Origin of the sequence: Afipia massiliensis (assembly GCF_001006325.2) — a bacterium.
In the GTDB taxonomy this organism is placed as follows: domain Bacteria; phylum Pseudomonadota; class Alphaproteobacteria; order Rhizobiales; family Xanthobacteraceae; genus Afipia; species Afipia massiliensis_A.
This window is the reverse complement of the sequence record NZ_LBIA02000001.1, coordinates 2,822,821-2,849,536: the sequence shown is the minus strand read 5'-3', so window position 1 is coordinate 2,849,536 and position 26,716 is coordinate 2,822,821. Positions and strand designations below refer to the sequence as shown.

Below are 26,716 nucleotides of genomic sequence, written 5' to 3'. Positions count from 1 at the left end.
CGCAGTTCCGCACGACGTCGCGCGGAGCAATCCAATCTAGCGATGTCTTTGGGTAAGGAGCCGGAGGGGACCAAAAAGGTCCAAAGGGCGCTTTAACTAAAGCTGTGCCGCAGGTCGAATGCGAGGCTTGTAGCAGTTCAAGCCCTTAAAGCAACAACTCAATTGTGTTCGCACAGCGGCGCAGGCGTTTAACGCAGCAATGCCAGAGGCTTGGGAGCCGAAAATAGCCTGCCGATGCAGCGACATTTACAGCTTAACGTGCGGGGATATCCTTAAACCTCTCCAAGAAGATTCACTTCAAGCAGCGACGCATCGATGCCGACATATCACTGCATCGCGCCCACAGGCCTGCTCGACGCCGCAAAGAAGGCCGCCATCGCCAAGGGATCACGCGCATCCACAACGCGATGACGCGATCTCTCCGCGTCGTCCTCGTCAACGGGTCCGGCTTCGCCGACCCGATGGGACCGATTGGTCGCTAACGTAGCGATGTCGCGTCATCCTGAGGTGTGAGCCGCGCTTGCGGCGAGCCTCGAAGGATGCGCGGTTGCCTGTTGCCGTCGTCCTTCGAGGCTCGCAAGTGCTCGCACCTCAGGACGACAGTGTTCGGTCGCTATGGGTCCCCGCTTTCGCGGGGACGACACCGGAGGTGTTGCATGATCGCGCTCCACATCTTCTCCTGTCACCGAGATCCCTGCCCGGCAGATGGCGGAGTACGGCCACGTGCTGCCCGAGCCCGGCGACGAGCAGATGTGGCTGGACGGACTGCCGGCGGAGGATCGCGTGTATATATGGAGAAGGTAGGGAAGTAGCTCAGTGCCTGACGCTTAGACCGCCGGGACGCCGGTACCCAAGACCATATTTAGCGCAGCGATCGCCCCGGTCGCGATGAGGTTTCCGGCTGCTCCCGTCAAAGTATTACGAAGATCGGTGACCAGTCCTCTCACCAATGAGTCGTTTGCCGGTTGCTGAGCTAGCGCCTTTTCCAGCGTCGCTACGCGCTCAGATATATCGGTCGCTCCCGAAGAAGCTAACATCCCAAGGTACGGTTTAAGCTGCTCTAGGATTGGCTGAAGGTCTCCTATCTTGAAGGAGTTGTCCGATGCCACGTTGCCTTGCCCGATGTTACCTTGAAAATTGCTGATCGAGCCAATGGTGATGACGGTCGCGGCTGCGTGCGCCTTTTGCTTCTCCGCGTCATTAAAATTGAATTCGGATCCCATAATGCCCGCCTTCTGCAAATTGAGCGCCCAATCGAGCACTAGATTACGCACTTTGTCGACAATTCGGAGCATCTCAGCAGGAGACACAATAAGGTGGCAGTTCATGCCTGCGGTATTATTCGACTTGTAAAGTTTCTCGGTTAGTTCGTCAGGATAAGGCATGTGGAATTGCGTGCTGTTGGTCGCAGCAGCCTGAGCAATGAACCCCTCAATTACCGCGATCGCCTGACCGTTAGGCCGTCTCTGCATCCACTCGGGAGCCTGCCCGATATCCTCCCACCCGCGATATGGGTGGTGCGCCATCGGCCGACCATACACTGTCCGATAAGCGGGAGGCATGCCTTCATAGCCGTTTAGTTCTTGCTCCACCCAATCTTCGACAGTCCCAAGACCAAGTTGCACTGCAGTGAACTTAACTCTCCGAAGCAGATCACTGATACGAAAGTTTGGGTCCATCGCATCGCGCTGTAGCTGTTCGACCAATGTAGGCACTGCGTAGTCCCCTATCCCGCCGCTCTATATATTGATGGAAAGTAAGACCCTCGGTCAACGAGGGGCAGTTTGAAATTCGTCAGCTGTGCAGAATACCGGCACCTATCTTCCTGCTCGAGCGGCCTCTACTGCTTCAACTGGGAAGTCCCGGTTTGTTTGCCAAGACTGTCTGCTTCATCTCCAATTTGGACTAGGACCCGTTAGCGAGCTCTTTTCTACAGCCTACACCACTGCGTTGCTCGGCGTCGGCCGGTCATGGATCTGCTGACCGAACAGACTGCCGACGAGTTCGACCACGGTGCGCGCGGTGAGGCCGCGGTTGTCCAGAAACGGATTGAGCTCGACCAGATCGAGCGAGCGCACCAAACCTGAATCCTGAAGCATCTCCATCACAAGATGCGCTTCGCGATAGGTCGCTCCTCCCGACACCGTGGTGCCGACGCCGGGAGCCGACACCGGATCGAGAAAATCCACATCGAGACTGACATGCAGGACGCCGTTTCGCGCCCTCACCCGCTCGATGAATTCGCGCATCAGCACGCTGACGCCGAACTCATCGATCCTGCGCATGTCGGCGATCCAGACATCGCGCTTGCCGAGCAATTCCTTTTCCAGCTTGTCCACCGAGCGCAGACCGAACAGGCCGAGCTGGCGCGGCACGATCGAGGATCGTTCATCGCGCGGCAAGAGATCGTCCAGCCCCGGCTCGCCGCACAGGAACGCACCGGACATGCCGTGCATGTTGCCGGTGATCGTCGTCGCGGGCGTGTTGTAATCGGCGTGGGCATCGAGCCAGAGCACGAACAGCTCGCGCCCCTGCGCGTGCCAGTGCCGCGCGACACCGTTCACCGAGCCCATCGACAGCGAGTGATCGCCGCCGAGGAAAACCGGGATCGCGCCGGACTTCGCCATGGCGTAGGCGCGTTGGCTGGTCTCGCCGATCCACGCCTTGATTTCGCGGTAGTGCTTCGTGTTTGGCGGCGCTTCATCGCTGAAGGTCAGATCGCGCGGCGAGAGGTCGCCGTGATCCTCGACCGCGAACCCGAGGCTTTCCAGCAGCGGTGCGATGCCTGCCGTGCGCAGCGCCGCAGGGCCCATCAGCGCGCCTTTCTGCGACGCGCCGACTTCGATGGGCACGCCGAGCAGCGAAACCGTCGTCGGATAGGAATTTGAATCAGCGGTCACGAACAACCTCGCGCGGGTGAGCGATGGAGACGGAACTCTGCCGCATCCTAGCGGGATTCGCGCGCGTGGCGATACGCACTCTCAACGCAAAAAGCCCGGGATTCCTCCGGGGCTTTTCGCGGGTTCGATCGAATACGCCAAACCGATTGTGCCTTCTTACATATCGAGTAGAAGGGACGAATTATTGCATATGGCTGGAAAAATGGATCAGACACATCATTTCAATCAACTGCTCGAGGCTGCCGCGCAGGACCGTCCCACAGTATCGAACTCGGGCGACTTGCTGCGACCCTTGACCCACGGCGTCGTCATCCGCCCGCTGACAACCCACAGCGACGCGCGCGGAACGGTCACAGAACTAATGGACGAGCGATGGGGCTATCCGGACCCGATCCGTTCCTCTTACACATTCACGATCCGGCCCGGCGTCGTCAAAGGCTGGAATCTTCATCGCCGTCATCAAGACCGCTACACGCTGCTGACCGGGGAAATCGAACTGGTCCTGTATGATAGCCGCCCTGCAAGTCCGACCTTCGGCCAAGTGTGCAAGATCGTTCTGTCGGAGCATCACCGCGTGCTGGTCAATGTTCCGGTCGACGTGTGGCACGCCGACCACAACATCGGAAGCCGCGATGCGACCGTCGTGAATTTTCCGACCGAGCCTTACGACTATGCCAACCCCGACAAGTACCGGCTCCCCATCGACACCGATCTGATTCCGTATTCCTTCGGACCGGGAGCGACCGGGTGGTAGGCGACGGATCGCGCGCCGCCCCTCAGTTCACTGTTTTGATGCCGACGCATAATCGTGCAGACATCATTGCGTTCGCGATCCGGTCCGTGCTCGCCCAGACCAACCGCGATTTCGAATTGTTCATCGTTGCCGACGGATGCACCGACGACACCGCCAAGGTCGTCGGCGGATTTGACGACCCCAGAATTCGTTTTTTCGATCTGCCGAAGGCGCCGTTCTTCGGCTACGCGAACCGCAACGTCGCGTTGCGCGAAGCCCGCGGCCGCTACATTGCATTTGCAGCGCACGACGACCTTCTATTCCCGGATCATCTCGAACTGCTCGGCGAATTGCTCGATCGTTCCGGCACCGCACTGGCTTACAGCCGCCCCGTTTGGGTTTCCGACGAAGGCGCGGCGGTCCCGCTCTATACCGACATTACGTTTCCGGATGCTCAGGCGGAGTTTCGCGAGGTCGGCAACACCATCCCCGCGAACGCCATCGTCCATCGTCGCGACATCCTGGAGCGCGTCGGCTATTGGCCTGAAAACGTCCCCGATGCAGCGGACTGGGTTCTCTGGCGGCGGATCATCGATGCGGATGGCGGCCGGGTGAGTCACCTCCCCGTGGCAACATCGCTTCATTTCATCGCCAACTGGCGCAAATCGGACGCGTCGCGCTTTCGCGCCCATAGCTACGGATCGGCGTTCGCAGAGCGCTGTGGATGGTGGCCTTCGCTGCTTCGCTGTGCGCCATTGCCCGGCAAGACCGGGCAGGAAGCCTACAGCACCGTCATGGAGGCAGGCGGCCCGCAATGGAGCGCGACGTTCCGCGCCACTCTGGACAAAGTCGTGTCACGGCTGTCCTGGATGCTCATGAACGAAATCCTTCCCGAGATGGACCGCCGCGAAAAGGCGAACCTGCAACTGCGGCAGAGTACCTCGTGGCGCATAACGAGACCGCTTCGCGCGATGCGGCGGCTGTTGCCCGGTGGAAAAGGCGGCGACAGCCGATAGCTATTCGTGTGTCGATCTTCCTCACCTTCGGTAAGCAAAACAAAAGCCCCGGATTGCTCCGGGGCTTTTTTCGATCCGTCATTCCGGGGCGCGAGCATCGCGAGCGAACCCGGAATCCAGAAGGCAGAAAGCATGGATTCCGGGCCTGCGCCAAAAGGCGCATCCCGGAATGACAAGCGAGGCTCAATAGCGATAATGATCGCTCTTGTACGGGCCTTCCTGCTTCACACCTATGTAGTCGGCCTGATCCTTGCGCAGTTCGGTGAGCTTGACGCCGATCTTGGCAAGGTGGAGGCGCGCAACCTTCTCGTCGAGCGACTTCGGCAGCACGTAGACTTCCTTCTTGTACTTGCCGTCCTTGTTGTTGGCCCACAGTTCGATCTGCGCCAGCGTCTGGTTGGTGAACGACGCCGACATCACGAAGGACGGATGACCCATCGCGTTGCCGAGGTTCACGAGGCGGCCTTCCGACAGCATGATGATGCGGTGACCGTCCGGAAACGCGATTTCATCAACCTGCGGCTTGATGTTGGTCCACTTCAGGTTCTTCAGCGAGGCGATCTGGATCTCGTTGTCGAAGTGGCCGATGTTGCAGACGATGGCGCGATCCTTCATCGCGCGCATGTGCTCGATGGTGATGATGTCCTTGTTGCCGGTCGCGGTAACGAAGATGTCGGCCTGAGGTGCCGCGTCTTCCATGGTCACGACCTGATAGCCTTCCATCGCCGCCTGCAGCGCGCAGATCGGATCGACTTCGGAGACCATCACGCGGCAGCCGGCCTGACGCAGCGAAGCCGCCGAGCCCTTGCCGACGTCGCCGAAGCCCGCGACCATCGCGACCTTGCCCGACATCATGACGTCGGTGCCGCGGCGGATGCCGTCGACCAGCGATTCACGGCAGCCATAGAGGTTGTCGAACTTCGACTTGGTGACCGAGTCATTGACGTTGATGGCAGGCCACAGCAGCGTGCCGGCCTTCTGCATGTCGTACAGACGATGCACGCCCGTGGTGGTTTCTTCCGAAACGCCCTTGATGCTGTCGGCGATCGCCTTGAAGTAGCCCTTCGGCTTGTCCTTGAGCTGCTTCTTGAGCAGCGCGAAGAATACTTCCTCTTCCTCGGAGCCCGGCTTGTCCAAAAATGCTACGTCGCCGTTCTCGGCGCGCAGGCCGAGGTGGACGTACATGGTGGCGTCGCCGCCGTCATCGAGGATCATGTTCGGATGACCGCCGCCGTGCCAGTCGAACAGCTTGGCGGTGTAGTCCCAGTAATCCTTCAGCGTCTCGCCCTTGATCGCGAACACCGGAATGCCTGCGGCCGCGATGGCGGCAGCGGCGTGATCCTGCGTCGAATAGATGTTGCAGGAGACCCAGCGGATGTCAGCGCCGAGCGCCTTCAGCGTTTCAATCAGCACGCCGGTCTGAATGGTCATGTGCAGGGAGCCCGCGATGCGCGCGCCCTTCAGCGGCTGCTTCGGGCCGTACTCTTCGCGGGTCGCCATCAGGCCGGGCATTTCGGTCTCGGCCAGCGAGAGTTCCTTGCGGCCGAACTCGGCAAGGCCGATGTCTGCGACGATGTAGTCGTTGAAGCCTGCGGGGGCTTTCGCGGTGGCGGTGGTCATATTGTGTAATCCTGATGCATGAGTGGCGTGGTTGCGCGGGGCTGCACGCAAATTCGGGTCTGCTTTCTTCTCCCTCCCCCTTTGTGGGGAGGGTGGCGCATCGAGAGCGCAGCGAACGATGCGTCGGGTGGGGGTGCTTTCGTCTGCGACAGACCCCCACCCCGGCCTCCGCTTCGCTCGGCCGACCCTCCCCACAAGGGGGAGGGATAATCCGGCCTTCGCGCTGAACTACTTCAGATTACACCGCGCGCTTGAGTGCGTCGGCGAGATCGGTCTTTTCCCACGAGAAGCCGCCGTCGGCATCCGGGGTGCGGCCGAAGTGGCCGTAAGCGGCGGTGCGCGCGTAGATCGGCTTGTTGAGGTCGAGGTGCTTGCGGATGCCGCGTGGCGTGAGGTCCATCGACTCGGCGACAGCCTTCTCGATCTTGTCGTCCGAGACTTTGCCGGTGCCGTGGGTGTCGATGTAGATCGACAGCGGACGCGCCACACCGATGGCGTAAGCGAGCTGCAACGTGCAGCGATCCGCAAGACCAGCCGCGACGACGTTCTTGGCGACGTAACGCGCGGCATAAGCCGCCGAGCGGTCGACCTTGGTGGAGTCCTTGCCGGAGAACGCGCCGCCGCCGTGCGGAGCCGCACCGCCGTAGGTGTCGACGATGATCTTGCGGCCCGTGAGGCCCGCGTCACCATCGGGACCGCCGATGTAGAACTTGCCGGTCGGGTTGATGTGCCAGATGGTCTTGCCGTTGATCCAGCCTTCCGGCAGCGCCTTGCGCACGTACGGCTCGACGCGCTCGCGCACCTGGTTCGAGGTCATGTCCTCGACGAGATGCTGATGCGACACGACGATCTCGCGCACGCCAACCGGCTTGCCGTTTTCGTACTGCACGGTGACCTGGCTCTTGGAGTCCGGGCCGAGCACCTTCTCGACGCCAGAGTGACGGGCTTCCGAGATCAGGCGCAGGATCTTGTGCGCGTAGTGGATCGGCGCCGGCATCAGTTCCGGCGTCTCGTTGGTGGCGTAACCGAACATGATGCCCTGATCGCCAGCCCCCTCTTCCGCATTGGTCGGCTGCTTCGCATCGACGCCCTGCGCGATGTCGGCAGACTGCGGATGCAACAGGATTTCAATGTCGGCGTTCTTCCAGTGGAAACCGTCCTGCTCGTAGCCGATGTCCTTGATCGCAGCGCGCACGACAGCTTCGATGTGATCGTTGGTGACCGTCGATGGGCCGCGCGTCTCGCCCGCGATCACCACCTTGTTCGTGGTCGCCAGCGTTTCGCACGCGGCACGAATATCCCACGGATCGATTCCGGCCTTCGGGCCTTCACGGAAAAACAGATCGACGATCTCGTCCGAAATCCGGTCGCAAACCTTGTCCGGATGACCTTCAGAAACCGATTCACTTGTGAACAGATAAGACGCGCGCATCAACCAATCCCTTCCAGATGGGCCGCGGTCGGCCCGTTTGAATTCTCAAGTTAGATTCTTCAATCTCGACGCCGTGAGATGACGTAGGATTCATCGTAGAACCAGAGGCCGTTGTGCTTGCGCAGAACCTCTCTGGTGGCGTCGAGATAACGTCCGCTTTGCGTGACTTCGTCCAGGCGGTCGTCTTCGACCTGAGCGACATACACCGCCGCGTTCCATGCTGCAAAGGCCGTCGAGGTCCCGATCGGACCCGTTACCTCGTTTGGTAAAGCTTCCATATCGTACCGGAAGATCGAGCGGTTATCCGCATAGGCATTAAAGTTAAGATCGCGCCCGGACGAGCCCAGCTCGTATTTCACGGCGCGGAGTAGCTCATGGCGGCTGACCGCGAAAGGATTTTCTCCCGGCCAAACCGACTGCACAATCTCCATCCCGGGATCGCGGCCGTAGGAGTGAATCCCGATCAGCCGGCCGCCGGCGCGCAGCGCGCGGGCCAATGGCGCAACAATCTTCTTGGCGCGGAAATTCAGCGACGATCTGGCCCGATAGGGCTGCGAGGCGATCACCAGATCGAAATTGGCTTCGACCCGGCCGGCCCGTGGAATCATGGCATCGAGGAGGAACCGGTGATCCTCGCGATAGATCACGAGCGCGATCGGCCGCTCATAGACGGGCATGCCCGAGCGCGTGCTGACGGCGGCGCGCCAGTTTTCTTCCAGAAACGGCTGCAAGTCGGCGATTTGCGTCTCGAATTCGCCGGACGACGAGCCGCGCAGCGCGACCTCGCGCCAGATCATGCCGGCGGCGGCGGTGGGCGATTTCGGCGCCAGCCATGGGGCCTCGGCGTAGTTCATGTTGGTCAGGACAAAAACGGTCGCCGGATGCTCGAACAGGCGGTCCGGCACCTTGTTCAGGGTCAGCCGCACGTCCTCGAGGCTGATCTCCTTGCCGGCGATATAGAACGGCATGTTCGGGAACCGGCTGTGCATCGCGCGCATCACCCGCGCCAGCACCGTCCCGTCGCCCACGCCTGCGTCGAAAACACGCAATGCGGGCGGGCGCGGATGGATACTCCCCAACTCCAGTGCCACCCGGTCGGCGATCACCCGCTTTTCCGAGCAGGTGTGGACGAACAGCAGGTATTTCTGCCGGTTCTCAAAAAAACGGAAGTTGCCGGTGGGATCGCGCTTCTCGATCGGCGGTTCCGGCACGGTGACGACCGGCACGCCGTCGCCGAGAAAGGCCTGAATACGCTCGAGCGTATCGACAGTGATGCGCTTGCCCTCGCGCAGCCGGTGCACCAGCTTGCCGTCGTTCACCGCGCGGCGGCCGAACGTCGATTCCGCCATTCCCGCCTGTCGGCAGTATTCGGAAATCTGAGCCAGGAGCTGGTCGTTTTTCATCAGACCGGTGGGCAGCGTTCGAGTGGGCCAGAATTTGTGGGCAGAACGATTTTGCGTTCAGCTTCCTACCACCATCTGCCCACAATAGAAACCGGGATTCCGGGAAATCCCGCCCTTTAAAGTTAGAGCCTTTAAAATGGCGGCATCGGCAATCATCCACATGATGATGCGTGTCCACGGAGGATACGTGTCCCCGCCTCCTCATTTTTGAAGCCACATCATGCTCATCAGATTTGCCGCATCGGTCCTTTTCCTCAGCCTGGTGGCCTTCGGCGCGGCGGCGGATTCTTCGACGCCGACCGGCAAATGGCTGGCGGAAGACATCGACGGCGGCGGCGTCATCGACCGGCTGCAAACGACACTGGAGATTCGCGACGACGGAATCGTCAACGGCATGGGCGGCTGCAACCGCTACGCCGGTTCGGCGAAGATCGACGGCAATGCGATCAAGTTTCTGCCGATGGCCAGCACGCGCATGGCCTGCTCACCCGCCGTGATGAACCAGGAAAGCAAATTCCACAGCACGCTGGAAAAAGTCAGGACCTGGCGAATCGACCAGGCGCAGAAGAAACTTCTGCTCCTCGACCGCCAGGGCTTCGAACTGATGCGCCTCAGCAAGATGGACTAGACTATCGCAGGGACAATGATCGTCTGCCCTAGCCGCAAAAGGCGCGGACAATCCTCCCAGTCTTCGGATCGGTCTCGATCGTCACGCGCTCCTGGCGGTAGTCCATCGTCACGGGCTGGCCGGGCTTGATCTGGCGCACGAGGGAAGCCCCGGTGATCCGCCTCGCTTGTGCATTGGTGATACGTTTCTTGCCCGCAAGGACCTCTGCCGCATCGCGTCGGCAGATGCCGGCTCCGCCAGCCGCCTCCGCATGGCGCGTGACACTCTGAGAGGCGGCGGCGATAAGAACCGCCAGCGCCAGAGTCCCGGCGGTCAATCTGGAATTGAGCGTCAAGGCAACTACCTCCGTGAAAGGCCAAGCAACCATCGGGCTACGCACCACGCATTGCGCCGTAAGGAGAAATCTAACGGCCCCAAGGCGCACGGAACAAGGCGAAGTTGTCTTCGCTTCGCTCAATTCCACGAACATTGAAGACTGAGCGGACCGCCCGGCATCTGCTTCGCCCGGAAAAAATCATTTTCGGCCATGTCACATCCGGCCCCTGCTGCCTCGTCTTGATGGCGAAGGTGCAGAAAGAGCAGAAGGCAACGGCGGGCCCCCCGCCGAAACCAAAGACCTTTCATGCAGTTCCGTTATCAACCGCCGCCCATCGCGGCAGCAGACAGGAGGCCATCATGAAGATCGTCGTTATCGGAGGTTCCGGCCTGATCGGATCGCGCGTCGTGACCCAGTTGCGCCAGCGCGGCCATGAGGTTCTGGCGGCTTCGCCGTCAACCGGTGTCAACACCGTTACCGGCGAGGGACTGAAGGACGCATTCGCGGGCGCTGATGTCGTCATCGACGTGGCGAACTCGCCGTCGTTTGAGGCCGCAGCCGCGCTCGCCTTCTTCGAAGCGGCGGGACGCAATATTTTCGCGGCGGAAAAAGCCGCCGGCGTGAAGCTTCACGTCGCGCTGTCGGTCATCGGCACCGAGCGTCTGCTCGAGTTCGGCTACTTCGGCGCCAAGCTGGCGCAGGAACGCCTGATCGAAAATTCGGGACAGCCTTACACCATTGTGCGCGCCACGCAGTTTTTCGAATTTGTCGGCGGCATCGCGCAGGAAGCGACGCAGGGACAGACCGTCCGCGTGTCGTCCGCGCAAATCCAGCCGATGGCCGCCGATGATGTTGCCGCTGCGGTTGTGGACGCGGCACTCGCCCCTGCGAAGGGCATGGTCGAAGTTGCCGGACCGGAATCCTTCCAGCTCGATCAACTCATCCGGACGTACCTGACCGCCAGGAACGACCGGAGAGACGTCATCACCGATCCCGATGCGCGCTATTTCGGCATCAAGCTTGACGATCGCTCGCTGACGCCGGATGCCGGCGCCCGTCTCGGCACCATCACATTCGACGCGTGGCTGCGCCGCGATCAGACCACCGCGGCCGCATAACCGGCCGTTGACTGAACAACTGTCACACAAAACGGAGACAATCATGAAGCCTCGAATTGAAGCCGCCTACACGCTTGCCCCCAATGCCATCAAGGCGATGCACGCTCTCGAAGCCGCCATCAAGACAAGCGGCCTTGAGCACAGCCTGATCGAACTGGTCAAAATGCGTGCCTCGCAGATCAATGGCTGCGCCTTCTGCCTTCACATGCATTCGACGGATATGCGTGCCCATGGCGAAACCGAGATGAGGATCTATATGCTGACCGCGTGGCGCGAATCCCCGCTTTACAGCGCCCGCGAAAGAGCAGCTCTAGCATGGACGGAATCCCTGACGCTGCTCGCAGCGACAGGCGCACCGGACAGCGACTACGAACTTCTCAAGAGCGAATTCACCGAGAGCGAACAGGTGAACCTGACCATGCTGATCGGCGCCATCAACGTCTGGAACAGGTTGCAGGTCGGCTTCCGCGCGCTCCATCCCGTGGACAAGGCCGATGTCGCTGCCTGACGACGGCACGCTAACATTCGAGACGCAGCGGCCCCGGCTGGTGCGTCTCGCCTATCGCATGCTGGGCTCGGTCGCCGAGGCCGAGGATGTCGTACAGGACGCGTGGCTGCGCTGGCAGCAGGCCGACCGCACGGCAGTGGACACTCCGGCCGCCTTCCTCTCGCGCATCGTGACGCGGCTATGCCTCGATGTGATGAAATCCGCCCGCTCCCGCCGCGAAACCTATGTCGGCTCATGGCTGCCGGAGCCGATGATCGAGGAGCCGGATGAAATGGATCAGGACGATCTGACATTGACGCTGATGCTCGTGCTGGAACGCCTGTCGCCGCTGGAGCGCGCGGCCTTCCTGCTGCATGACGTGTTCGGCGTTCCGCTCGATGAAGTCGCGGCGACCGTCGAACGCGAACCCGCCGCGGTCCGGCAACTGGCGGCGCGGGCGCGCAAGCACGTTCAGGACTCGCGGCCGCGCTTTCCCGTTGCGCGCGACGAAGGCAGCCGTATCGCCGAAGCCTTTTTCGTCGCCACGCGCAGCGGCGACACCAACGCCCTGCGCTCGATCCTCGCGCAGAACGTCGTGATCCGTTCGGACGGCGGCGGCAAGGTGCTCGCCTTCCTCAATCCGATCGTCGGGCTGGAGCGCGTGCTGCGCCTCTATGAGGGCCTGAGCAGAAAACTCGGGATCAAGAAGTCCGATACGTTCGAGCCGATGCGGATCGACGGCCTGCCGGGCTATGTCAGCTTTGAGCGCGACAACGTGTTTCAGACCACGGCGTTCGCCATCGAGGACGGCAAGATCACCGAGATCTACATCACCCGCAATCCCGACAAGCTGCGCCATGTCGCGGAGGCGCTCAACGTTTCCGGATCGCCAGAAACCCGTCACTGACAGCCGCGCAGCCAAAAGGCGAAACGGCGGCGAACTTCCGTGCAAAAGGCGGGATGGTGACGGCAGTTCGGCACGCTGCCCATTGCATCAATGCGACAGGAGCATATGGATTTTCACCGCCCACGACTGAATGATGCGCATTTCGCGCGGGTGGGACGCTGCCGGCACCCACTATCCAGAAACTGCAGTTCTCTCCCGCAGAACATTTTTTGCATCTTGCCAAGTTCCGCCCCTGTGCGAGGATGGAACCCTCGGCAACGCCCGATGACTGATCCAGTCTTTATTTCTGGTAGTTTTATTTATGACGAACATTCTTCCGGGCGGAGGTTGCCTTTGAGCGAGTCACTACATCCAGCCGCACCGCATCACCTCCCGGGCTTTATCACCGCCCCCGGTGACACCGATGTGCTGATGGTGGTCGTCGGCATTATTCTGCTCGGCGCCATTCTGTTCGTCGGCAACATCTATCTGCAGATCCACTCCCTGCCCGAGCGGATGGCGCACAAGTCGCAGAAGCTGCAGTTCGAGATCGTGGCCGTGCTCTGCTTGCTCGCACTGTTTACGCACAATCACCTGTTCTGGGTGATCGCGCTGCTTCTTGCCCTGGTCGATCTACCCGATTTCAGCACACCGCTGCGCAGCATCGCAGGCTCAGTCCAGAAAATGGCCGGGATTCCGCCCGACCCCGATCCATCCGAGCCGCCGGACCCAACGACGGCTCACGCACCTCCTGCGGACGCATCCGACAAGACGAAAGCCTCTGTCGGCAAGAGCGAGGTGCAGCATCATGCTTGAACTGATCCTGTGCTCGCTTCTGACAGTCTTTCCCGATTATCTCTATCGCCGCTATGCGCAAGGAAAGCGGCTGGGCAAAGAGATTACGCTGTTCTCGGTCTGGTATGAACTGCGATGGGGCATCACCTCGTGCGTGATACTGACCGTGGCGCTGATCACGGTCATTTTCTACTTCCATCCGTCCACCACCAGCGCGACCATGTACTATCGAACCGTGCCCATCATTCCTGAAGTGGTCGGCCGCGTGGCAGAGGTTCGTGTCGATCACAGCGCTCCCGTCAAGAAGGGCGATGTCATCTTCACGCTCGACAGTGCAAAGCAGGCAGCAGCGCTGGAAACCGCAAAGCGCAAGATCGCGGAAGTCGATGCCTCGCTGGTCGCGGCGCAGTCGGATGTGGTCAAGGCCGACGCCCAGATTCAGGAAGCCAAGAGTTCCTATCAGCAAGCGGCCGACGAACTCGACGTCAAACGCGAGTTGCAGAAGCGCAATCCGGGCATCGTCCCGCAGCGTGACATCGAAAAGCTCGAAGTGGCCCTGACCGGGCGACAGGGCACGCTCGATGCCGTCACCGCAGCGAAGCAATCTGCCGTGATACGTGTGACGACACTTCTACCTGCGGAGAAAGCAAGCGGGGAAGCAGCACTTGCCCAGGCGCAAGTGGATCTGGACAAGACCTTCATTCGCGCCGGCGTGGATGGACGTGTCGAACAGTTCTTTTTGCGGCCGGGTGATGTCGTCAATCCGATCATGCGATCTGCCGGCATCCTGATTCCGGAAGGCGCGGGACAGCGCGCGCTGTCGGCAGGATTCGGACAGATCGAAGCACAGGTCATGAAGGTCGGCATGGTCGCCGAGGCCACCTGCATTTCAAAGCCATGGACCGTGATCCCGATGGTGGTCACGAATGTGCAGAACTACATCGCGGCGGGCCAGTTCCGCGGCGGAGAGCAACTGGTTGAAGCGCAGCAGACGCAACGTCCGGGGACGATCCTCGTGTTCATGGAGCCGATCTACAAGGGCGGCCTTGAAGGCGTGACGCCCGGCAGCAGCTGCATCGCCAACGCCTACACCAATAACCACGACGTGATCTCTGCCAAGGAGACCGGCACATCGAAGCGTATCTGGTTGCACGCCGTCGATGCCGTCGGGATCGTGCATGCGATGCTGTTGCGGATTCAGGCGCTGCTGCTTCCGGTCAAGACGCTGGTATTGAGCGGGCACTGAGTCTGCGGCGCGAAACCGCGGTCGCCCTCACCCGGCGACGCGGAGAACCACATCGCGCGCGGGTGCGCCGTCCTCGGACGTCTCGCCGCGCGGTTGCGCGAGATCCAGACAATACTTTGCGGCCGTGCTCAGACGCGTCGCGAGCGCATCGGCCTTGATACTGTCCTTCGTGATCGCGAGATTTTCCGCCATCCAGTAACAAACGAGGATGTTGGCTTGCGGCATCTTGCGGCGCAGCTTGCGCACGACATGACGCGTATAGGCCGGACTTCCATCATCCAGCGCGGAGATACAAACCAGCGCGACACCCTCGCCGTCGAGGCGGAAAATTCCACTGCTCGATACGTCTTCTTTCTTCGCCACGCGCGCCCCAAGTCCGTGTTTCGACAGGATCTGCGTGAGGATCAGCGCGGCAGCCTCGTCGAGGTCGGTGCGCTCGGCCACGCATAGCACCGGGTATTCCGCCTGCCACGCCGCGGGAAGGCCTTCGCGGATGACGAAGGGCAGTTCCGGCATCGGGACCGACGCCTCGATGGCGGCTTCGGCTTCCGCATCGTTGGTGTCACCCTTGCGGGCGTCGTCGTCCTCATCGGCGAGATCGTCGATCAGTTCGATGACGCTGTCGCGGATGGCAGCAAGGCGGACGGCGGGCAGACGATCCCGCTTCAGGTCGTTGTGAGCGAGTTTCAATCCCTTCAGGGCGACCTCCTCGTAGTATTCCGAGAGCGTGCGCTCCTTCAGATATTCCTCGGCCATCTCGACAGCTTCGCCGGGATCATTCGCAAGCATGCGCTGGTAGAAATTCTCGGGTGGCGACAGCGCAGGACGATCGCCCAGCAGAATGTCGAAAAACTTCAGGCTCTCCACGTGGTGACCCAGCACCACGAGACACACTGTCATGGGCGTCGCGAGCACGAGACCGATCGGGCCCCACAGCGCGGTCCAGAATGTTGCGGACACCACCACCGCAAACGGCGAGAGACCGCTGCTGCGGCCGAACAGCATCGGCTCAATGGCGTGGCCGACCGTCATCTCGGTGATGATGATCAACCCGGCGGTCCATGCCAGCATCGACCAGCCGGGATCGACGGCGATCGCAAGCGTGAGGGGAAAGAACGCCGCGATGAACGCGCCGATATACGGCACGAAGCGCATGATGCCTGCGAGAATGCCCCACAGGACCGCGCTCGGCACGCCGATCACCCAGAGTCCCAATCCGATCACGATGCCGAAAGCGGTGTTCAATCCCAGTTGCGACAGGAACAGACCACTAAGGCGGCCGGCCGCGTCATCGATGGCGGATGTCGTCGCCTGCAGGTCGTTTGCGCCGGCGAGCTTGATCAAGCGGTTTCGCAGATCCTCGCGCTGAAACAGAATGAACACGACGAAGATCAGGACCACGCCCACGGTCGCCAGCGGCTGCAGCAAGGGCGAAATCAGCGACGCGACATTTTCAAGGGCCGTCGGCGGCGGCGCCCGCACCTCGACCAGGAGCGGCTTGGCTTGATCCGGCTGCGGCGCCGTGCGCGGGGTCTCGACGCTGGCTTCCGGCTTGTTCAGCTCCTTGCCGAGATCCTGCAAGACACTCGCCGCGCGTTCCAGCGGCCCCACCGAGGTGAAGCTCCGCAGCGATGAAATCTTGTCCTGCATGGTCTGCTGATAGCCCGGCAGGCCTTCGGCGAGTTGCGTGACCTGCGAGGCGATCAGGCTGCCCAGCGCGAAGATCAGGACAAAGGCTCCGACCACGACGATGGGCACCGCGGCGCTTCGCGGCACGCGCCAGCGCTCGAGGCGATCAACCGGCGGCGAGAGAACGAAACTGAGGAGAATGGCGAGCGCGATGGGAACGAAGATTTCGCGGCCAACGTAAAGGCCGGTGATAATGAGCGCGGCGACAATCGCTGCGGCGACGCCCGGCCCCCGTACAGCCTGCACGACGCCTGGACGCACCGTATCGCCGATGTTCAAGATCATGTCCCTCGCCGCAACCGGCCGCATTTGCCCACAGTTCAACGGTGGGCAAGCAAAATTGTTCCGGAACGGCGCGCGGACGTGTGGCGTAGAAAGGGTTTTTCGAGCGAGCGGCGAGCCGCGCGCGGACAGCGTTTCCGCATGGCGACAAGATCACGGTCTCTGGTCGAAGTTCTGGTTCAAAGGTCCGCCCCGTTCAGGAACGCCCCCAGACGTCGTTCGCCACATCGACGACGAGGCGCAGCTTCGCCCATTGCTCGTCCTCGGTGAGGACGTTGCCTTCCTCCGTCGAGGCGAAGCCGCATTGCGGCGACAGCGCAAGCTGATCCAGCGCGACGAACTTCGCCGCCTCCATCACCCGCTGCCTGATGTCGTCCTTTGTCTCAAGCGCGCCGGTCTTCGACGTGACGAGCCCAAGCACCACCGTCTTGTTGCCCTTGGGTAAAAATCGCAGCGGCTCGAATCCGCCCGCGCGGTCGGAATCGTATTCAAGGAAGTAGCCGTCGTAGTTGACGCGCGACAGCAGGATCTCCGCCACCGGTTCGTAGCCGCCGGATGAAATCCAGGTCGAACGGAAGTTGCCACGGCAAACGTGCGTGGTGATCGTCATGTCGGCCGGGCGCTCGGCAATCGCGTAATTGATGACGCGGGCATAGACCGCCGGAAGGGCATCGGGGTCCTCGCCTCGCCCGCGCAGCTTCTCGCGCTGGTCCTCGGAGCAGAGATAGGCCCACACCGTGTCATCGAATTGCAGATAGCGGCAGCCCGCGTCATAGAATGCCTGCACGGCCCTGCGATATGTTTTCGCCAGATCGACGAAGAAGTCATCCATATCCGGATAGACCTCCTGCGAGATCGCCCGGCGTCCGCCGCGATAGTGCAGCAGCGACGGCGACGGGATCGTCATCTTCGGCAAGATCCCGGCGAGATCGCATTTGTCCTTGAGCAGCTTGAAATGCTCCAGCATCGGATGGCTGCCGGGAAAATCCAGCTTGCCGGTGACGCGGATGCTTTCGCCGCGCGTCGTTATCCCGTTGAACTGGATGCCGTCGGTCTTGTGAAGCTCGCAGCCGTCGAGACTTTTAAGAAAATCGAAATGCCACCACGAGCGGCGGAATTCGCCGTCGGTCGCGAGCCGCAGGCCGTTCTGCTTCTGCTTCTGGACGATCTTGCCGATTTCGAGGGATTCGACGCGCGCCAGTTCGGCGGCCTTAATCTCGCCCTTGGCAAATCGCGCCCGCGCGTCCTTGATCCGTTCCGGCCGCAACAGGCTGCCGACATGGTCGGCGCGAAACGGCGGCTTCGATTTCTGCATCATGTTCTCCGGATCGACCCTGTCCGATCTTGGCGCGCTCACTACCACAATCCGTCAGCAAGACTGAGCAACTTTTATGCATTGCACGCAGCCGACCGGCCGCGCTTGTCGATACGGTTTCCGGCCGTTTAACCAGCGCGGCGGCCGGAACGAAAGCCCGGCCGAGCGGTTGGTTTGCGAGGCATGGGAGACCATCCACATGACCAAAAACAATGAATTTATCCGCATTCCCCATAACGCCTACATCATCGTCGGCGACGGCCGCAAAGCCCTTTTCCTCCGCAACGAAGGTAACCAGACCACCCCCCGCCTGAAAACCGAGCAGGTTCTCCGGAACGACAATCCGCCGACGCGCGAACAGGGGTCCGATCAGCCCGGACGCTCATTCGCGAGCGTCGGCGCGCGACGGAGCGCCATGGAGCAAACCGACTGGCAAGAGATCGGAGAACAGCGGTTTGCGCGAACCATCGCGGATGCACTGGAGGGGCTGGCGCGAGACCGCGACATCCCCGGCTTCGTGATCGCGGCGCCGCCACGCACGCTGGCGGAACTGCGCCGCCTCCTCGATACCAATGTGAAAGTCCGCATCATCGCCGAAATCGACAAGGATCTGACCGGCCACCCGGTCGAGGACATCGAGCGGCGGCTGTCGGCGGCGTAACTGCGGACAAAATCAGTCCGTGAACACCACGGTCTTGCGCCCATTGAGGATCACCCGGTCCTCAAGGTGATAACGGATCGCGCGGGCGAGCACGCGCCGCTCGATGTCCGTGCCCTTGCGGACAAGGTCTTCCGGCTCATCACGATGGCTGATGCGTTCGATGTCCTGCTCGATGATCGGGCCTTCGTCGAGATCGCTGGTGACGTAATGCGCCGTGGCGCCGATCAATTTGACGCCACGCTCATGCGCCTGATGGTAGGGCTTCGCGCCCTTGAAGCCCGGCAGGAACGAGTGGTGGATATTGATGCAGCGCCCGGAGACCTTGCCGGCGAAGTCCTCCGACAGCACCTGCATGTAACGCGCCAGCACCACGAGGTCCGTTTTGGTGCCCTGAATGATTTTCCAGACTGCCGCTTCCTGCTCGTCCTTGGTGGCGCGCGTCACCGGCAAATGGTGAAACGGGATGCCTGCGAAATCGATCCCGGCATAGGTCTCCAGCGGATGATTGGAAACAATCGCAGTCGGGGTCATCGGCATTTCGCCGCGCCGCCAGCGATAAAGAATGTCGGCGAGACAATGATCGAACTTCGACACCATCAGCAGCACGCGCTGTTGCACAGCGCGGTCGCGCAGTTGCCAGACCATGTCGAACGGCTTCGCCATCATACCGAACCCGGCCTGAAGCGTCGGCAGGTCCGCCGGCGCGGCGGGCGAATCGAAACTTACCCGCATGAAGAACCGGCCGGTCTCGATGTCGCTGTATTGCTGCGCGTCGAGAATGTTCTGCCCGTTGGCAAACAGGAAGGTGGAGACCGCCGACACAATGCCGGGGCGGTCCGGGCAGGACAGGGTCAAGACGAATTGCTGTGCGGACATGGGGGTTTTTCGATTCTGGACGACAGGTGACGGGGCGGAACCATCCTCTAACACCCGTGCAACATTTTCGCCAATCCCGCGTGTAAAACAGGCTGGCATGCGATCCGCGGCGGCAATAGGCTGGCGCTTCGGTTCGACTTTGGTCGCGAAAGGTTGATATGGCTGGCAGGCTTGAAGGTTACCGGATCCTGATTCTGGAAACGCGCGAGGAAGCGCAGTTTTCGCGCCTGCTTCAGGAACAGGGCGCCCATGTGCTGCAATGTCCGATGTTCACCATTCATGACGCGCCGGACCCTGCCCCGGTTGAAGCCTGGATCAGGCTGTTCATCGACAAGCCGTTCGACGATCTGGTCCTGATGACCGGCGAAGGCCTGCGCCGCATGATGAAAGTCGCGCGGCGCATCGGGGTCGATCAGGATTTTATCGCAGCGATTGCGAAAGCGAAGCGATACGCACGCGGCCCGAAGCCGGTGCGGGCGCTGCGCGAGATCGGCCTCGAAGCCGACGTCCAGACCGAGACGCCGACATCGGAAGGCGTCGCCGCCATGCTCGCTCAGGAGAATCTGAAAGGCCGCCGCGTCGGGCTTCAGCTTTATCCCGACAAGGATCACGGCAAGCTGATAGCGGCGATCACCTCGCTCGGCGCAACCGTCGAGCCTGTGCTGCCCTACATCTATGACGGACAGGCGGCGGACACCAACATCGTCGCAGCCATTGATGAGATGGCGCAGCGCCGCGTCGATGCGATTGCGCTGACGAGCTCGGGCCAGGTGCGGCGGCTGATCGACGTGGCGCGTGCGCACAACTGCGAGGACCAGTTGCGCGCGGGTCTCAAGCAGACGCCGGTGGCCTCGGTCGGCCCCGTCGTGTCGGATGAACTGAAGGCCAACGGCCTGCACACCGACATTTATCCCGCCAACGACTCGTTTTTTATGAAGCCGCTGATCAGCGCCATGGCGACAGCGCTCAACAAGACGTCGCCACGTCTGCAAAATGCGGCACCGTCCCGCTAGAAGAACATGGCTTGCGGCTTTGCCGAACGCGGCGGCAGTTGCTAAGACATCCGGAAAACAAGCGCGCATTTGTTGTGCGCCGCAAATGAACCGGGGTGGATATGCCGAACTTGCCGCTGTCAGGGTTGCGCGTCGTTGAACTCGGATCGGGCGATACGCTCGGCTATTGCGGCAAGCTGTTTTCGGATTTCGGCGCGGAGGTCATCAAGATCGAGCCGCAGGGTGGCGATCCCGGACGCGTTATTCCGCCGCTTGCGGATGCGGGCTCTGGCCGGCGCGAGAGCCTCACCTTTGCTTGGCTCAACACCAACAAGAAAAGCATCACCGCCGATTTGGAAACACCGGCAGGCGCGAACCGGATTCTCGAACTGCTCGCCGGTTCCGACCTGCTGCTCGACGCGCGGCATCCCGGTGAGATCGAAGCCTCGCTGATTTCGCACGACCGTTTGCGCAAGGTCGATCCCGGCCTCGCCATCACCGCCATGTCGTGGTTCGGCGAACACGGGCCGTATCGCAATTATCTCGCGACAGATTCAGTGTGCCGCAGTCTCGCGGGCCTCGTGAAGCTGGTCGGCCCGGTCGAAGGGCCGCCTGTGCTGCCGCGCGACGGACAGATCGGCGTGGTCGGCGGACTGACCGCCTTCATTCCGAGCCTCGCCGGCCTTTATGGATACACGCACGGCGCGCGCCGCTTCGCCGTCAACAATTTAGAGGCGATGCTGCACATCAGCGAGTTCGACACCGGGCTTGCGCTCGAATCCGGCTTCACGCGCCCGCGCCCCGGTATCAACCGGTTCGGCCGCGGCTATCCGTCGGGCAACTTCGTCACCAAGCACGGCTGGCTCGGCGTCACCGTGGTCACGCCCGCGCAGTGGGCGGCGTTCTGCACCATGCTCGACATGCCCGAGCTTGGCGCCGATCCGAAATACTCGGCGACCATCGGCCGCTTCAACCATGCGGATGAACTGAAAGCGATCATCACGCCGGCTCTCTTGAAGAAAACCGCGCTGGAATGGTTCGAGATGGGCATCGAGCTGCGGCTGCCGCTCGCGGTCGTGCCCGACATGAAGGAACTGCTCGAACAGGATGTGCATCGCGTGCGCGGGGCATTCGGATCGGTGGAGATCGGTAGCGCGTCATTTGAAGGGCCGGTGCTGCCGCAATATCTGACGCGCTCGCGTCCGAAGCCGAACGGACGCGCGCCGCTCGCAGGCGCGGACGACAAAACGGCCCTGCGCGCGCATACACGCAAGGCGACGCGCGCCGCGACTGCGGCGGACGCGCTGCCGCTGAAGGGCCTGCGCATCATCGATCTCACCATGGGTTGGGCCGGGCCGACCGCGACGCGCCAGATGGGCGATCTCGGCGCCGACGTCATTAAAGTGGAGTCCTGCCAGTATCCCGACTGGTTCCGCGGCACCGACACGCGGCCGCCCTATCACGAGGAGCGGACCTACGAGAAGACCTACTGGTTCCAGATGAACAACCGCAACAAGCGCGGCATCACACTGGACCTCACCACCGAAGCCGGCCTCTCGCTGCTCAAGCGGCTGATGAAGGACGCCGATGCGGTGATCGACAACTACGCCGCCGACGTGATGCCGCGCCTCGGCCTCGGCGTGAACGACATTCTCAAGATCAATCCGCGTCTCGTGATCGTCACCATGCCCGCCTTCGGCATGACGGGAAAATGGAGCGGCGTGCGCGCCTATGGCTCGACGCTGGAACAGGCATCGGGTTTGCCTTCGGTCACCGGCGGCCCGGAAGACCCACCGGTGATGCTGCACGCGGCGATCGGCGATCCGATCGGCGGCCTGAACGGCGCCGCCGCGCTGCTGCTCGGCTTCATGCATCAGCGGAGCACCGGCGAGGGTCAGCACATCGACCTCAGCCAGGTGGAGTGCATGCTGCCGATGGTCGCGCCCTCGATCCTCGAACAATCGGCGACCGGCGCAACCAGTCCGCGCATCGGCAACCGTCATCCGCAATATGTGCCGAACGGCTGCTTTCCCACCGTTGGCATCGATCAGTGGATCACGCTCTCGGTGCGCAGCGACGACGAGTGGCGCGCGCTGTGCGGCGTGATGCGGCGCGCGGATCTCGCAGGCGATTCCAGGCTCGCGACTATCGAAGGCCGGCGCGAACACGAGGACTCCATCGAGGTCGCGATCCGGCACTGGCTCGCCGACGTGCGCCCCGACATCGCGATGGTGACATTGCAGAAGGCCGGTGTGCCCGCGGGCATCGCCAAGCTGCCACAGGACCTCGCCTCCGATCCGCATTTGCTGAAGACGGGACACTGGCAGCCGAGCGACCGGCCTTTCATGGGCCCGCACCTGCTGCCGTCCGTCGCCTATCGCGAGGACGACAGCGAGTTGCCCTATGCCATCGTGAATGTCGCGCCGACGCTGGGTCAGCATAATGGTGAAGTATTGCGCGAGGTGCTCGGTCTTAGCGACGCCGAGATCGCGGAGCTTGCGCGCGCCGAGATCATCGGTACCGAGGCGACATTGCCGAAACCAAAGAAGAAAAAGCCCGAGGGCAAGACCGCGAGTGCGGCGAGCTAGAGACCGCAGTTCGGTCGTCCCGGCGAAAGCCGGGACCCATACTCCCTATCGCAATCATTGATACGCTGATCTGGCAACTCGTCATCACCACGTGATTTAGTGGTTATGGGTCCCGGCTTTCGCCGGGACGACGCTGTGCAAAATCTCCGGCGTCATCGGCCTCCACCGCGTCATTGCGAGGAGCGTCAGCGACGAAGCAATCCAGCCGATCACTTTCAAGAGTGGATTGCTTCGCTTCGCTCGCAATGACGGCTACGCCCTTCAGCTTCCCATAAACTGCATCACCACCTCGCGGCTGTGCGGCCGCGTGCGGTGCTCGATCAGATAGATCGCCTGCCAGGTGCCGAGCGCCAGCGCGCCGTCAAGAACCGGAATTTGCAGGCTACTGCACGTCAACATCGTCTTGATATGCGCCGGCATATCGTCGGGGCCTTCGACCGTGTGACGCCAGCCGCCGTCCGTTGGCGCGAGCCGCCGCAACGAGGTGATCAGATCCGCCAGCACGTCGGGATCGGCATTCTCCTGAATGGTCAGGGACGCCGACGTATGCCGGATGAACAGGGTCACCATCCCTGTCGTGCTGCCGGTCTGCTTCAGGAACCGCGCAACCTCCGCCGTGATGTCGATGAAGCCCTCGCCTTTGCTCGGCACGGTGAGCACCGAGGTGGCGATGGTCGCGGCTTCGGTGACAAGAACGGGAGTCTGTTTCATGGATCTGTCGCTCACAGCCGGGCGATGGTCGCCGGGTCGAATTCGCCATTGTAGTATTTATGCAGGGCGGCAACAAAGTCCGCGTTGTCGGCAGTGACCTCGGCGAACAGCGTCATCGACGATCTGAATTTTATATCGTCGGGCGATCCCAAGATCGCATGAATATCCTTGCCGTCGACCGCGTTCACCAGCCGCGTGCATTCGCGCAGCCTTGGCCCGAGCACCGGATGATCGAGATACGCCACCGCCTCGGCAGAGGAGTGAACCGCATATCTCTGCGCCATTGCGCTAAAGCCGAGACCTTCGATCTGCGGAAAGATGAACCACATCCAGTGGCTTTGTTTGCGGCCCGCGCGCAACTCCAACACCACGCGCGGATAGACCGGCGCCTGCGCCGCGACAAACCGCTGAAGGTCGTGGATGTCACTCATCGCTGTCACCAAAGACAGGCGGCCAACTTTGTTCCGGAACCCGGATATGTATTACGACGCGCGTTCCTTCAGGAACGCCTGATAGGCAAGCTTGATGCCGTCGTCGAGCGAGGTCGTCGCCCGCCATCCGAAATTCGCGAGCTTGCCGACATCGAGCAGCTTGCGCGGCGTCCCGTCCGGCTTCGACGTATCGAACGTGATCTCGCCGGTGTAGCCGACGGTCCGCGCGACCACGCGCGCAAAGTCCGCGATGGAAATATCCTCGCCGGTCCCGACATTGATCAGACCGCCTTCGGAATAGGTCTTCATCAGATGGATCGAGGCGTCGGCCATGTCGTCGACATAAAGAAACTCACGCCGCGGCGTGCCGGTGCCCCACACCACGACTTCGCGCGCGCCGGTTTCCTTCGCCTCGTGGAAGCGGCGGATCAGCGCCGCGACCACGTGGCTGTATTCGGGATGATAGTTGTCGCCGGGGCCATAGAGATTGGTCGGCATGATGCTGATGAAGTCGCTGCCGTACTGGGCGCGGTAAGCCTCCGCCATCTTGACGCCGGCGATCTTGGCGATCGCATAGGGCTCGTTGGTCGGCTCGAGCGTGTTGGTCAGCAGCGAATCCTCGCGCAGCGGCTGCGGAGCCAGCTTCGGATAGATGCATGAGGAACCGAGAAACAGCAGCTTCTCGACGCCGTGCACATGCGCCGCATGGATGACGTTGGTCGCGATCAGGAGGTTCTCGTAGATGAACTCTGCGCGCAGGGTGTTGTTGGCGACGATGCCGCCGACCTTCGCGGCCGCATGGAACACAACCTGCGGGCGCATCGCCGCGAACCACCTGTTCACGGCGGCCTGATCGAGCAGATCAAGTTCGCTCCGCGAAACAGTCAGGACCTCGGCACCCTCGCGGCCGAGCCGGCGCACGATGGCGCTGCCCACCATCCCCCGATGGCCGGCCACGAACACGCGTTTCCCTTTCAGATCAAATGGCACGACGGCCATCGTCGATCCCGCACGGCGACCGTGACGGTCGCGATTTTGCCGCTGGCATGTTCATTCAACCCCGCACCGAAGATTACCGAAATGCGGGCAGCACAGAAAACAACCAATGACGGCGTGCGTCCGTCGGTCGCGGTCCCAGCAAACGGTCCGGACCCCTATCACGGTCCCACCCTGCCGGGCAAATTAAGCATTCTCCAGCCCGGCCAGAGACCGGGCTTGCGGCTGGCGGGGCGTTGGACCACAATCCGCCGCACGAACGGCCCGGACGGTACAAGATCCCAAAATCTTGGCTGTCCACCCGCAAGAACGGGCCGATCACAAAGAGAATTCAGGGAGATAAAAATGCGTAAATTGATGATGGCTGCGGCGTTCGCGCTTCCCATGCTGGGCGGAGCGGCGATGGCCCAGGACACCTTGAAAATTGGCTACATCGACCCGTTGTCCGGCGGCGGCGCCAGCGTCGGCGAAATCGGCCTCAAGACCTTCCAGTTCCTTGCCGACGAAGTAAACGCCAAGGGCGGCATTCTCGGCAAAAAGGTCGAAATCGTTCCGCTCGACAACAAGACCAATCCGCAGGAAAGCCTGATCCAGGCCCAGAAGGCGATCGACTCGGGCGTGCGCTACATCACCCAGGGCAACGGCTCCTCGGTGGCAGGCGCGCTGACCGACTTCATCACCAAGTACAACGAACGCAATCCCGGCAAGGAAGTGCTGTACTTCAACTACGCCGCGGTTGATCCGGTCCTCACCAACGAAAAGTGCAGCTTCTCGCACTTCCGCTGGGACGCAAACTCCGACATCAAGATGGAAGCCCTCACCAACTACATGAAGGGCACTCCGTCGATCAAAAAAATCTATCTGATCAACCAGGACTACTCGTTCGGCGAATCGGTGCGCACCGCCGCGCGCGCGATGCTGAAGACGAAGCGTCCGGACATCGAGATCGTCGGCGACGAAAAGCACCCGCTGCTGAAGGTCACCGACTTCGCGCCGTATATCGCGAAGATCAAGGCGTCCGGCGCGGACAGCGTCATCACCGGCAACTGGGGCCAGGACTTCGCGCTGCTGCTCAAGGCAGCGGCTGACTCCGGGCTCAAGGTCAACTGGTACACCTACTACGCAGGCGGCACCGGCGGTCCGACCGCGATCAAGCAGGGTAACCTGAACGATCAGGTGTTCCAGGTTGCGGAAGGCTACGCCAACATCGACAACAAGTCGTCGATGGCGTTCGAAAAGGCACTGCGCGACAAGTATGGCTTCAGCCTGTTCTATCCGCGCGCCGTCAACGAAATGCGCATGTTCGCGCTCGCTGCCGAAAAGGCCAAGTCACTTGAGCCGGTCAAGGTTGCGGCTGCTCTCGAAGGCATGGACTATGAAGTCTTCAACGGCGGCAAGGGCTTCATGCGCAAGGACGACCACCAGTTCTTCCAGCCGATCTACATCGCGCAGTTCGGCGAACTGAAGAACAAGGAGCCGTTTGACGAAGAAAAGACCGGCTGGGGCTGGAAGGGTGTCGCCAAGATCGATGCCGACAAGACCGTCCTGCCGACCACTTGCAAGATGACCCGTCCATAAGAGGTCACCGCAAGCTG

Annotated in this window: 24 protein-coding genes; 12 read left to right on the top strand and 12 right to left on the bottom strand. The window is 61.7% G+C overall.

The annotated features are described in order from the left end of the window. Nucleotides 1-827: 827 nt before the first annotated feature. Both YH63_RS13580 and rocF read right to left on the bottom strand, forming a co-directional pair. Nucleotides 828-1,715, bottom strand: a complete 888-nt coding sequence (locus tag YH63_RS13580) for a hypothetical protein (protein ID WP_137325199.1) — start codon at nt 1,713-1,715, stop codon at nt 828-830. Nucleotides 1,716-1,937: 222 nt separating this feature from the next. Beyond that, on the bottom strand, nt 1,938-2,900 hold the full coding sequence (gene rocF / locus YH63_RS13575) for an arginase (RefSeq protein WP_046829517.1): 963 nt from the start codon (nt 2,898-2,900) through the stop codon (nt 1,938-1,940). A 202-nt stretch (nt 2,901-3,102) separates the two neighbouring features. On the opposite strand from rocF, the gene YH63_RS13570 reads away from it, so the two are divergent. Together YH63_RS13570 and YH63_RS13565 are read left to right on the top strand one after the other, a co-directional pair. Continuing rightward, nucleotides 3,103-3,654 (top strand): dTDP-4-dehydrorhamnose 3,5-epimerase family protein, encoded by a 552-nt coding sequence (locus YH63_RS13570; RefSeq protein ID WP_083992563.1) that lies wholly within the window; start codon nt 3,103-3,105, stop codon nt 3,652-3,654. Continuing rightward, nucleotides 3,648-4,649 (top strand): glycosyltransferase family 2 protein, encoded by a 1,002-nt coding sequence (locus YH63_RS13565; RefSeq protein ID WP_137325198.1) that lies wholly within the window; start codon nt 3,648-3,650, stop codon nt 4,647-4,649. Before YH63_RS13570 ends, YH63_RS13565 begins: the two co-directional genes overlap by 7 nt. Nucleotides 4,650-4,832: 183 nt before the next feature. Here YH63_RS13565 and ahcY read toward each other — a convergent pair whose 3' ends face one another. From ahcY to YH63_RS13550, 3 genes are all read right to left on the bottom strand, one after another. Beyond that, nucleotides 4,833-6,269, bottom strand: a complete 1,437-nt coding sequence (gene ahcY, locus YH63_RS13560; protein WP_046827147.1) for an adenosylhomocysteinase — start codon at nt 6,267-6,269, stop codon at nt 4,833-4,835. A 238-nt stretch (nt 6,270-6,507) separates the two neighbouring features. Next, a complete protein-coding gene (gene metK, locus YH63_RS13555) occupies nt 6,508-7,701 on the bottom strand; it encodes a methionine adenosyltransferase (protein ID WP_046827148.1) in 1,194 nt (397 codons plus the stop codon). 59 nt (nt 7,702-7,760) lie between these two features. Next, the gene (locus YH63_RS13550; protein WP_046827149.1) at nt 7,761-9,104 is read right to left on the bottom strand and encodes a hypothetical protein; all 1,344 of its coding nucleotides are present in this window, start codon (nt 9,102-9,104) and stop codon (nt 7,761-7,763) included. A 220-nt stretch (nt 9,105-9,324) separates the two neighbouring features. Between YH63_RS13550 and YH63_RS13545 the strand changes: the two genes are divergently transcribed. After that, on the top strand, nt 9,325-9,732 hold the full coding sequence (locus YH63_RS13545; protein WP_046827150.1) for an META domain-containing protein: 408 nt from the start codon (nt 9,325-9,327) through the stop codon (nt 9,730-9,732). 28 nt (nt 9,733-9,760) lie between these two features. On the opposite strand, the gene YH63_RS13540 is transcribed toward YH63_RS13545, so the two are convergent. Beyond that, on the bottom strand, nt 9,761-10,066 hold the full coding sequence (locus YH63_RS13540; protein WP_246658055.1) for an I78 family peptidase inhibitor: 306 nt from the start codon (nt 10,064-10,066) through the stop codon (nt 9,761-9,763). 341 nt (nt 10,067-10,407) lie between these two features. Here YH63_RS13540 and YH63_RS13535 point away from each other — a divergent pair, with 341 nt between their 5' ends. The 5 genes from YH63_RS13535 (at nt 10,408) to YH63_RS13515 (ending at nt 14,580) form a co-directional block, all read left to right on the top strand. Next, nucleotides 10,408-11,166 carry an SDR family oxidoreductase gene (locus YH63_RS13535; protein ID WP_046829521.1) on the top strand — a complete coding sequence of 253 codons (759 nt, stop codon included), beginning with the start codon at nt 10,408-10,410 and terminating at the stop codon, nt 11,164-11,166. A gap of 43 nt (nt 11,167-11,209) precedes the next feature. Next, nucleotides 11,210-11,674, top strand: coding sequence for a carboxymuconolactone decarboxylase family protein (locus tag YH63_RS13530; RefSeq protein WP_046827151.1), 465 nt, complete (start codon nt 11,210-11,212; stop codon nt 11,672-11,674). Further along, complete coding sequence (locus YH63_RS13525; protein WP_046827152.1) at nt 11,661-12,560, top strand: sigma-70 family RNA polymerase sigma factor; 900 nt, start codon at nt 11,661-11,663, stop codon at nt 12,558-12,560. The genes YH63_RS13530 and YH63_RS13525 overlap by 14 nt, the downstream gene beginning before the upstream one ends. Nucleotides 12,561-12,893: 333 nt before the next feature. After that, complete coding sequence (locus YH63_RS13520) at nt 12,894-13,355, top strand: hypothetical protein (protein ID WP_046827153.1); 462 nt, start codon at nt 12,894-12,896, stop codon at nt 13,353-13,355. Further along, nucleotides 13,348-14,580: an HlyD family secretion protein gene (locus tag YH63_RS13515; RefSeq protein WP_046827154.1), complete on the top strand. Its 1,233-nt coding sequence runs from the start codon at nt 13,348-13,350 to the stop codon at nt 14,578-14,580. Before YH63_RS13520 ends, YH63_RS13515 begins: the two co-directional genes overlap by 8 nt. 27 nt (nt 14,581-14,607) lie before the next feature. On the opposite strand, the gene YH63_RS13510 is transcribed toward YH63_RS13515, so the two are convergent. Both YH63_RS13510 and YH63_RS13505 read right to left on the bottom strand, forming a co-directional pair. Next, nucleotides 14,608-16,554 carry an AI-2E family transporter gene (locus YH63_RS13510; protein ID WP_052753902.1) on the bottom strand — a complete coding sequence of 649 codons (1,947 nt, stop codon included), beginning with the start codon at nt 16,552-16,554 and terminating at the stop codon, nt 14,608-14,610. A gap of 193 nt (nt 16,555-16,747) precedes the next feature. Beyond that, nucleotides 16,748-17,866, bottom strand: a complete 1,119-nt coding sequence (locus YH63_RS13505) for a cobalamin-independent methionine synthase II family protein (RefSeq protein ID WP_046829523.1) — start codon at nt 17,864-17,866, stop codon at nt 16,748-16,750. 199 nt (nt 17,867-18,065) lie between these two features. On the opposite strand from YH63_RS13505, the gene YH63_RS13500 reads away from it, so the two are divergent. Continuing rightward, nucleotides 18,066-18,527: a host attachment protein gene (locus tag YH63_RS13500; RefSeq protein WP_046829524.1), complete on the top strand. Its 462-nt coding sequence runs from the start codon at nt 18,066-18,068 to the stop codon at nt 18,525-18,527. Between the two features lie 12 nt (nt 18,528-18,539). On the opposite strand, the gene purU is transcribed toward YH63_RS13500, so the two are convergent. Further along, nucleotides 18,540-19,403 (bottom strand): formyltetrahydrofolate deformylase, encoded by an 864-nt coding sequence (gene purU / locus YH63_RS13495; RefSeq protein ID WP_046827155.1) that lies wholly within the window; start codon nt 19,401-19,403, stop codon nt 18,540-18,542. Between the two features lie 158 nt (nt 19,404-19,561). Between purU and YH63_RS13490 the strand changes: the two genes are divergently transcribed. Beyond that, the gene (locus YH63_RS13490; RefSeq protein ID WP_046827156.1) at nt 19,562-20,416 is read left to right on the top strand and encodes a uroporphyrinogen-III synthase; all 855 of its coding nucleotides are present in this window, start codon (nt 19,562-19,564) and stop codon (nt 20,414-20,416) included. Between the two features lie 101 nt (nt 20,417-20,517). Continuing rightward, on the top strand, nt 20,518-22,983 hold the full coding sequence (locus YH63_RS13485) for a CaiB/BaiF CoA transferase family protein (RefSeq protein WP_046827157.1): 2,466 nt from the start codon (nt 20,518-20,520) through the stop codon (nt 22,981-22,983). A gap of 261 nt (nt 22,984-23,244) precedes the next feature. Here YH63_RS13485 and YH63_RS13480 read toward each other — a convergent pair whose 3' ends face one another. From YH63_RS13480 to fcl, 3 genes are read right to left on the bottom strand one after another with little or no spacing between them, the layout of a single operon-like run. Continuing rightward, nucleotides 23,245-23,694 (bottom strand): secondary thiamine-phosphate synthase enzyme YjbQ, encoded by a 450-nt coding sequence (locus tag YH63_RS13480; RefSeq protein ID WP_046827158.1) that lies wholly within the window; start codon nt 23,692-23,694, stop codon nt 23,245-23,247. Nucleotides 23,695-23,705: 11 nt separating this feature from the next. Beyond that, entirely contained in the window at nt 23,706-24,125 is a 420-nt protein-coding gene (locus YH63_RS13475; RefSeq protein WP_046829525.1) for a DUF1810 domain-containing protein, read from the bottom strand. Between the two features lie 51 nt (nt 24,126-24,176). After that, complete coding sequence (gene fcl, locus YH63_RS13470) at nt 24,177-25,124, bottom strand: GDP-L-fucose synthase (protein WP_046827159.1); 948 nt, start codon at nt 25,122-25,124, stop codon at nt 24,177-24,179. Nucleotides 25,125-25,466: 342 nt separating this feature from the next. On the opposite strand from fcl, the gene YH63_RS13465 reads away from it, so the two are divergent. Next, on the top strand, nt 25,467-26,699 hold the full coding sequence (locus YH63_RS13465; RefSeq protein WP_046827160.1) for a branched-chain amino acid ABC transporter substrate-binding protein: 1,233 nt from the start codon (nt 25,467-25,469) through the stop codon (nt 26,697-26,699). Nucleotides 26,700-26,716 lie beyond the last annotated feature (17 nt).

Coding starts and splice junctions, on each gene's coding strand:
- YH63_RS13485 (WP_046827157.1), top strand. CDS start 20,518: ATGCCGAACTTGCCGCTGTCAGGGTTGCGCGTCGTTGAACTCGGATCG.
- ahcY (WP_046827147.1), bottom strand. CDS start 6,269: ATGACCACCGCCACCGCGAAAGCCCCCGCAGGCTTCAACGACTACATC.
- YH63_RS13505 (WP_046829523.1), bottom strand. CDS start 17,866: ATGCAGAAATCGAAGCCGCCGTTTCGCGCCGACCATGTCGGCAGCCTG.
- YH63_RS13530 (WP_046827151.1), top strand. CDS start 11,210: ATGAAGCCTCGAATTGAAGCCGCCTACACGCTTGCCCCCAATGCCATC.
- fcl (WP_046827159.1), bottom strand. CDS start 25,124: ATGGCCGTCGTGCCATTTGATCTGAAAGGGAAACGCGTGTTCGTGGCC.
- purU (WP_046827155.1), bottom strand. CDS start 19,403: ATGTCCGCACAGCAATTCGTCTTGACCCTGTCCTGCCCGGACCGCCCC.
- YH63_RS13550 (WP_046827149.1), bottom strand. CDS start 9,104: ATGAAAAACGACCAGCTCCTGGCTCAGATTTCCGAATACTGCCGACAG.
- YH63_RS13570 (WP_083992563.1), top strand. CDS start 3,103: ATGGATCAGACACATCATTTCAATCAACTGCTCGAGGCTGCCGCGCAG.
- YH63_RS13480 (WP_046827158.1), bottom strand. CDS start 23,694: ATGAAACAGACTCCCGTTCTTGTCACCGAAGCCGCGACCATCGCCACC.
- YH63_RS13500 (WP_046829524.1), top strand. CDS start 18,066: ATGACCAAAAACAATGAATTTATCCGCATTCCCCATAACGCCTACATC.
- YH63_RS13490 (WP_046827156.1), top strand. CDS start 19,562: ATGGCTGGCAGGCTTGAAGGTTACCGGATCCTGATTCTGGAAACGCGC.
- YH63_RS13525 (WP_046827152.1), top strand. CDS start 11,661: ATGTCGCTGCCTGACGACGGCACGCTAACATTCGAGACGCAGCGGCCC.
- YH63_RS13475 (WP_046829525.1), bottom strand. CDS start 24,125: ATGAGTGACATCCACGACCTTCAGCGGTTTGTCGCGGCGCAGGCGCCG.
- YH63_RS13465 (WP_046827160.1), top strand. CDS start 25,467: ATGCGTAAATTGATGATGGCTGCGGCGTTCGCGCTTCCCATGCTGGGC.
- YH63_RS13510 (WP_052753902.1), bottom strand. CDS start 16,554: ATGATCTTGAACATCGGCGATACGGTGCGTCCAGGCGTCGTGCAGGCT.
- YH63_RS13515 (WP_046827154.1), top strand. CDS start 13,348: ATGCTTGAACTGATCCTGTGCTCGCTTCTGACAGTCTTTCCCGATTAT.
- metK (WP_046827148.1), bottom strand. CDS start 7,701: ATGCGCGCGTCTTATCTGTTCACAAGTGAATCGGTTTCTGAAGGTCAT.
- YH63_RS13535 (WP_046829521.1), top strand. CDS start 10,408: ATGAAGATCGTCGTTATCGGAGGTTCCGGCCTGATCGGATCGCGCGTC.
- YH63_RS13545 (WP_046827150.1), top strand. CDS start 9,325: ATGCTCATCAGATTTGCCGCATCGGTCCTTTTCCTCAGCCTGGTGGCC.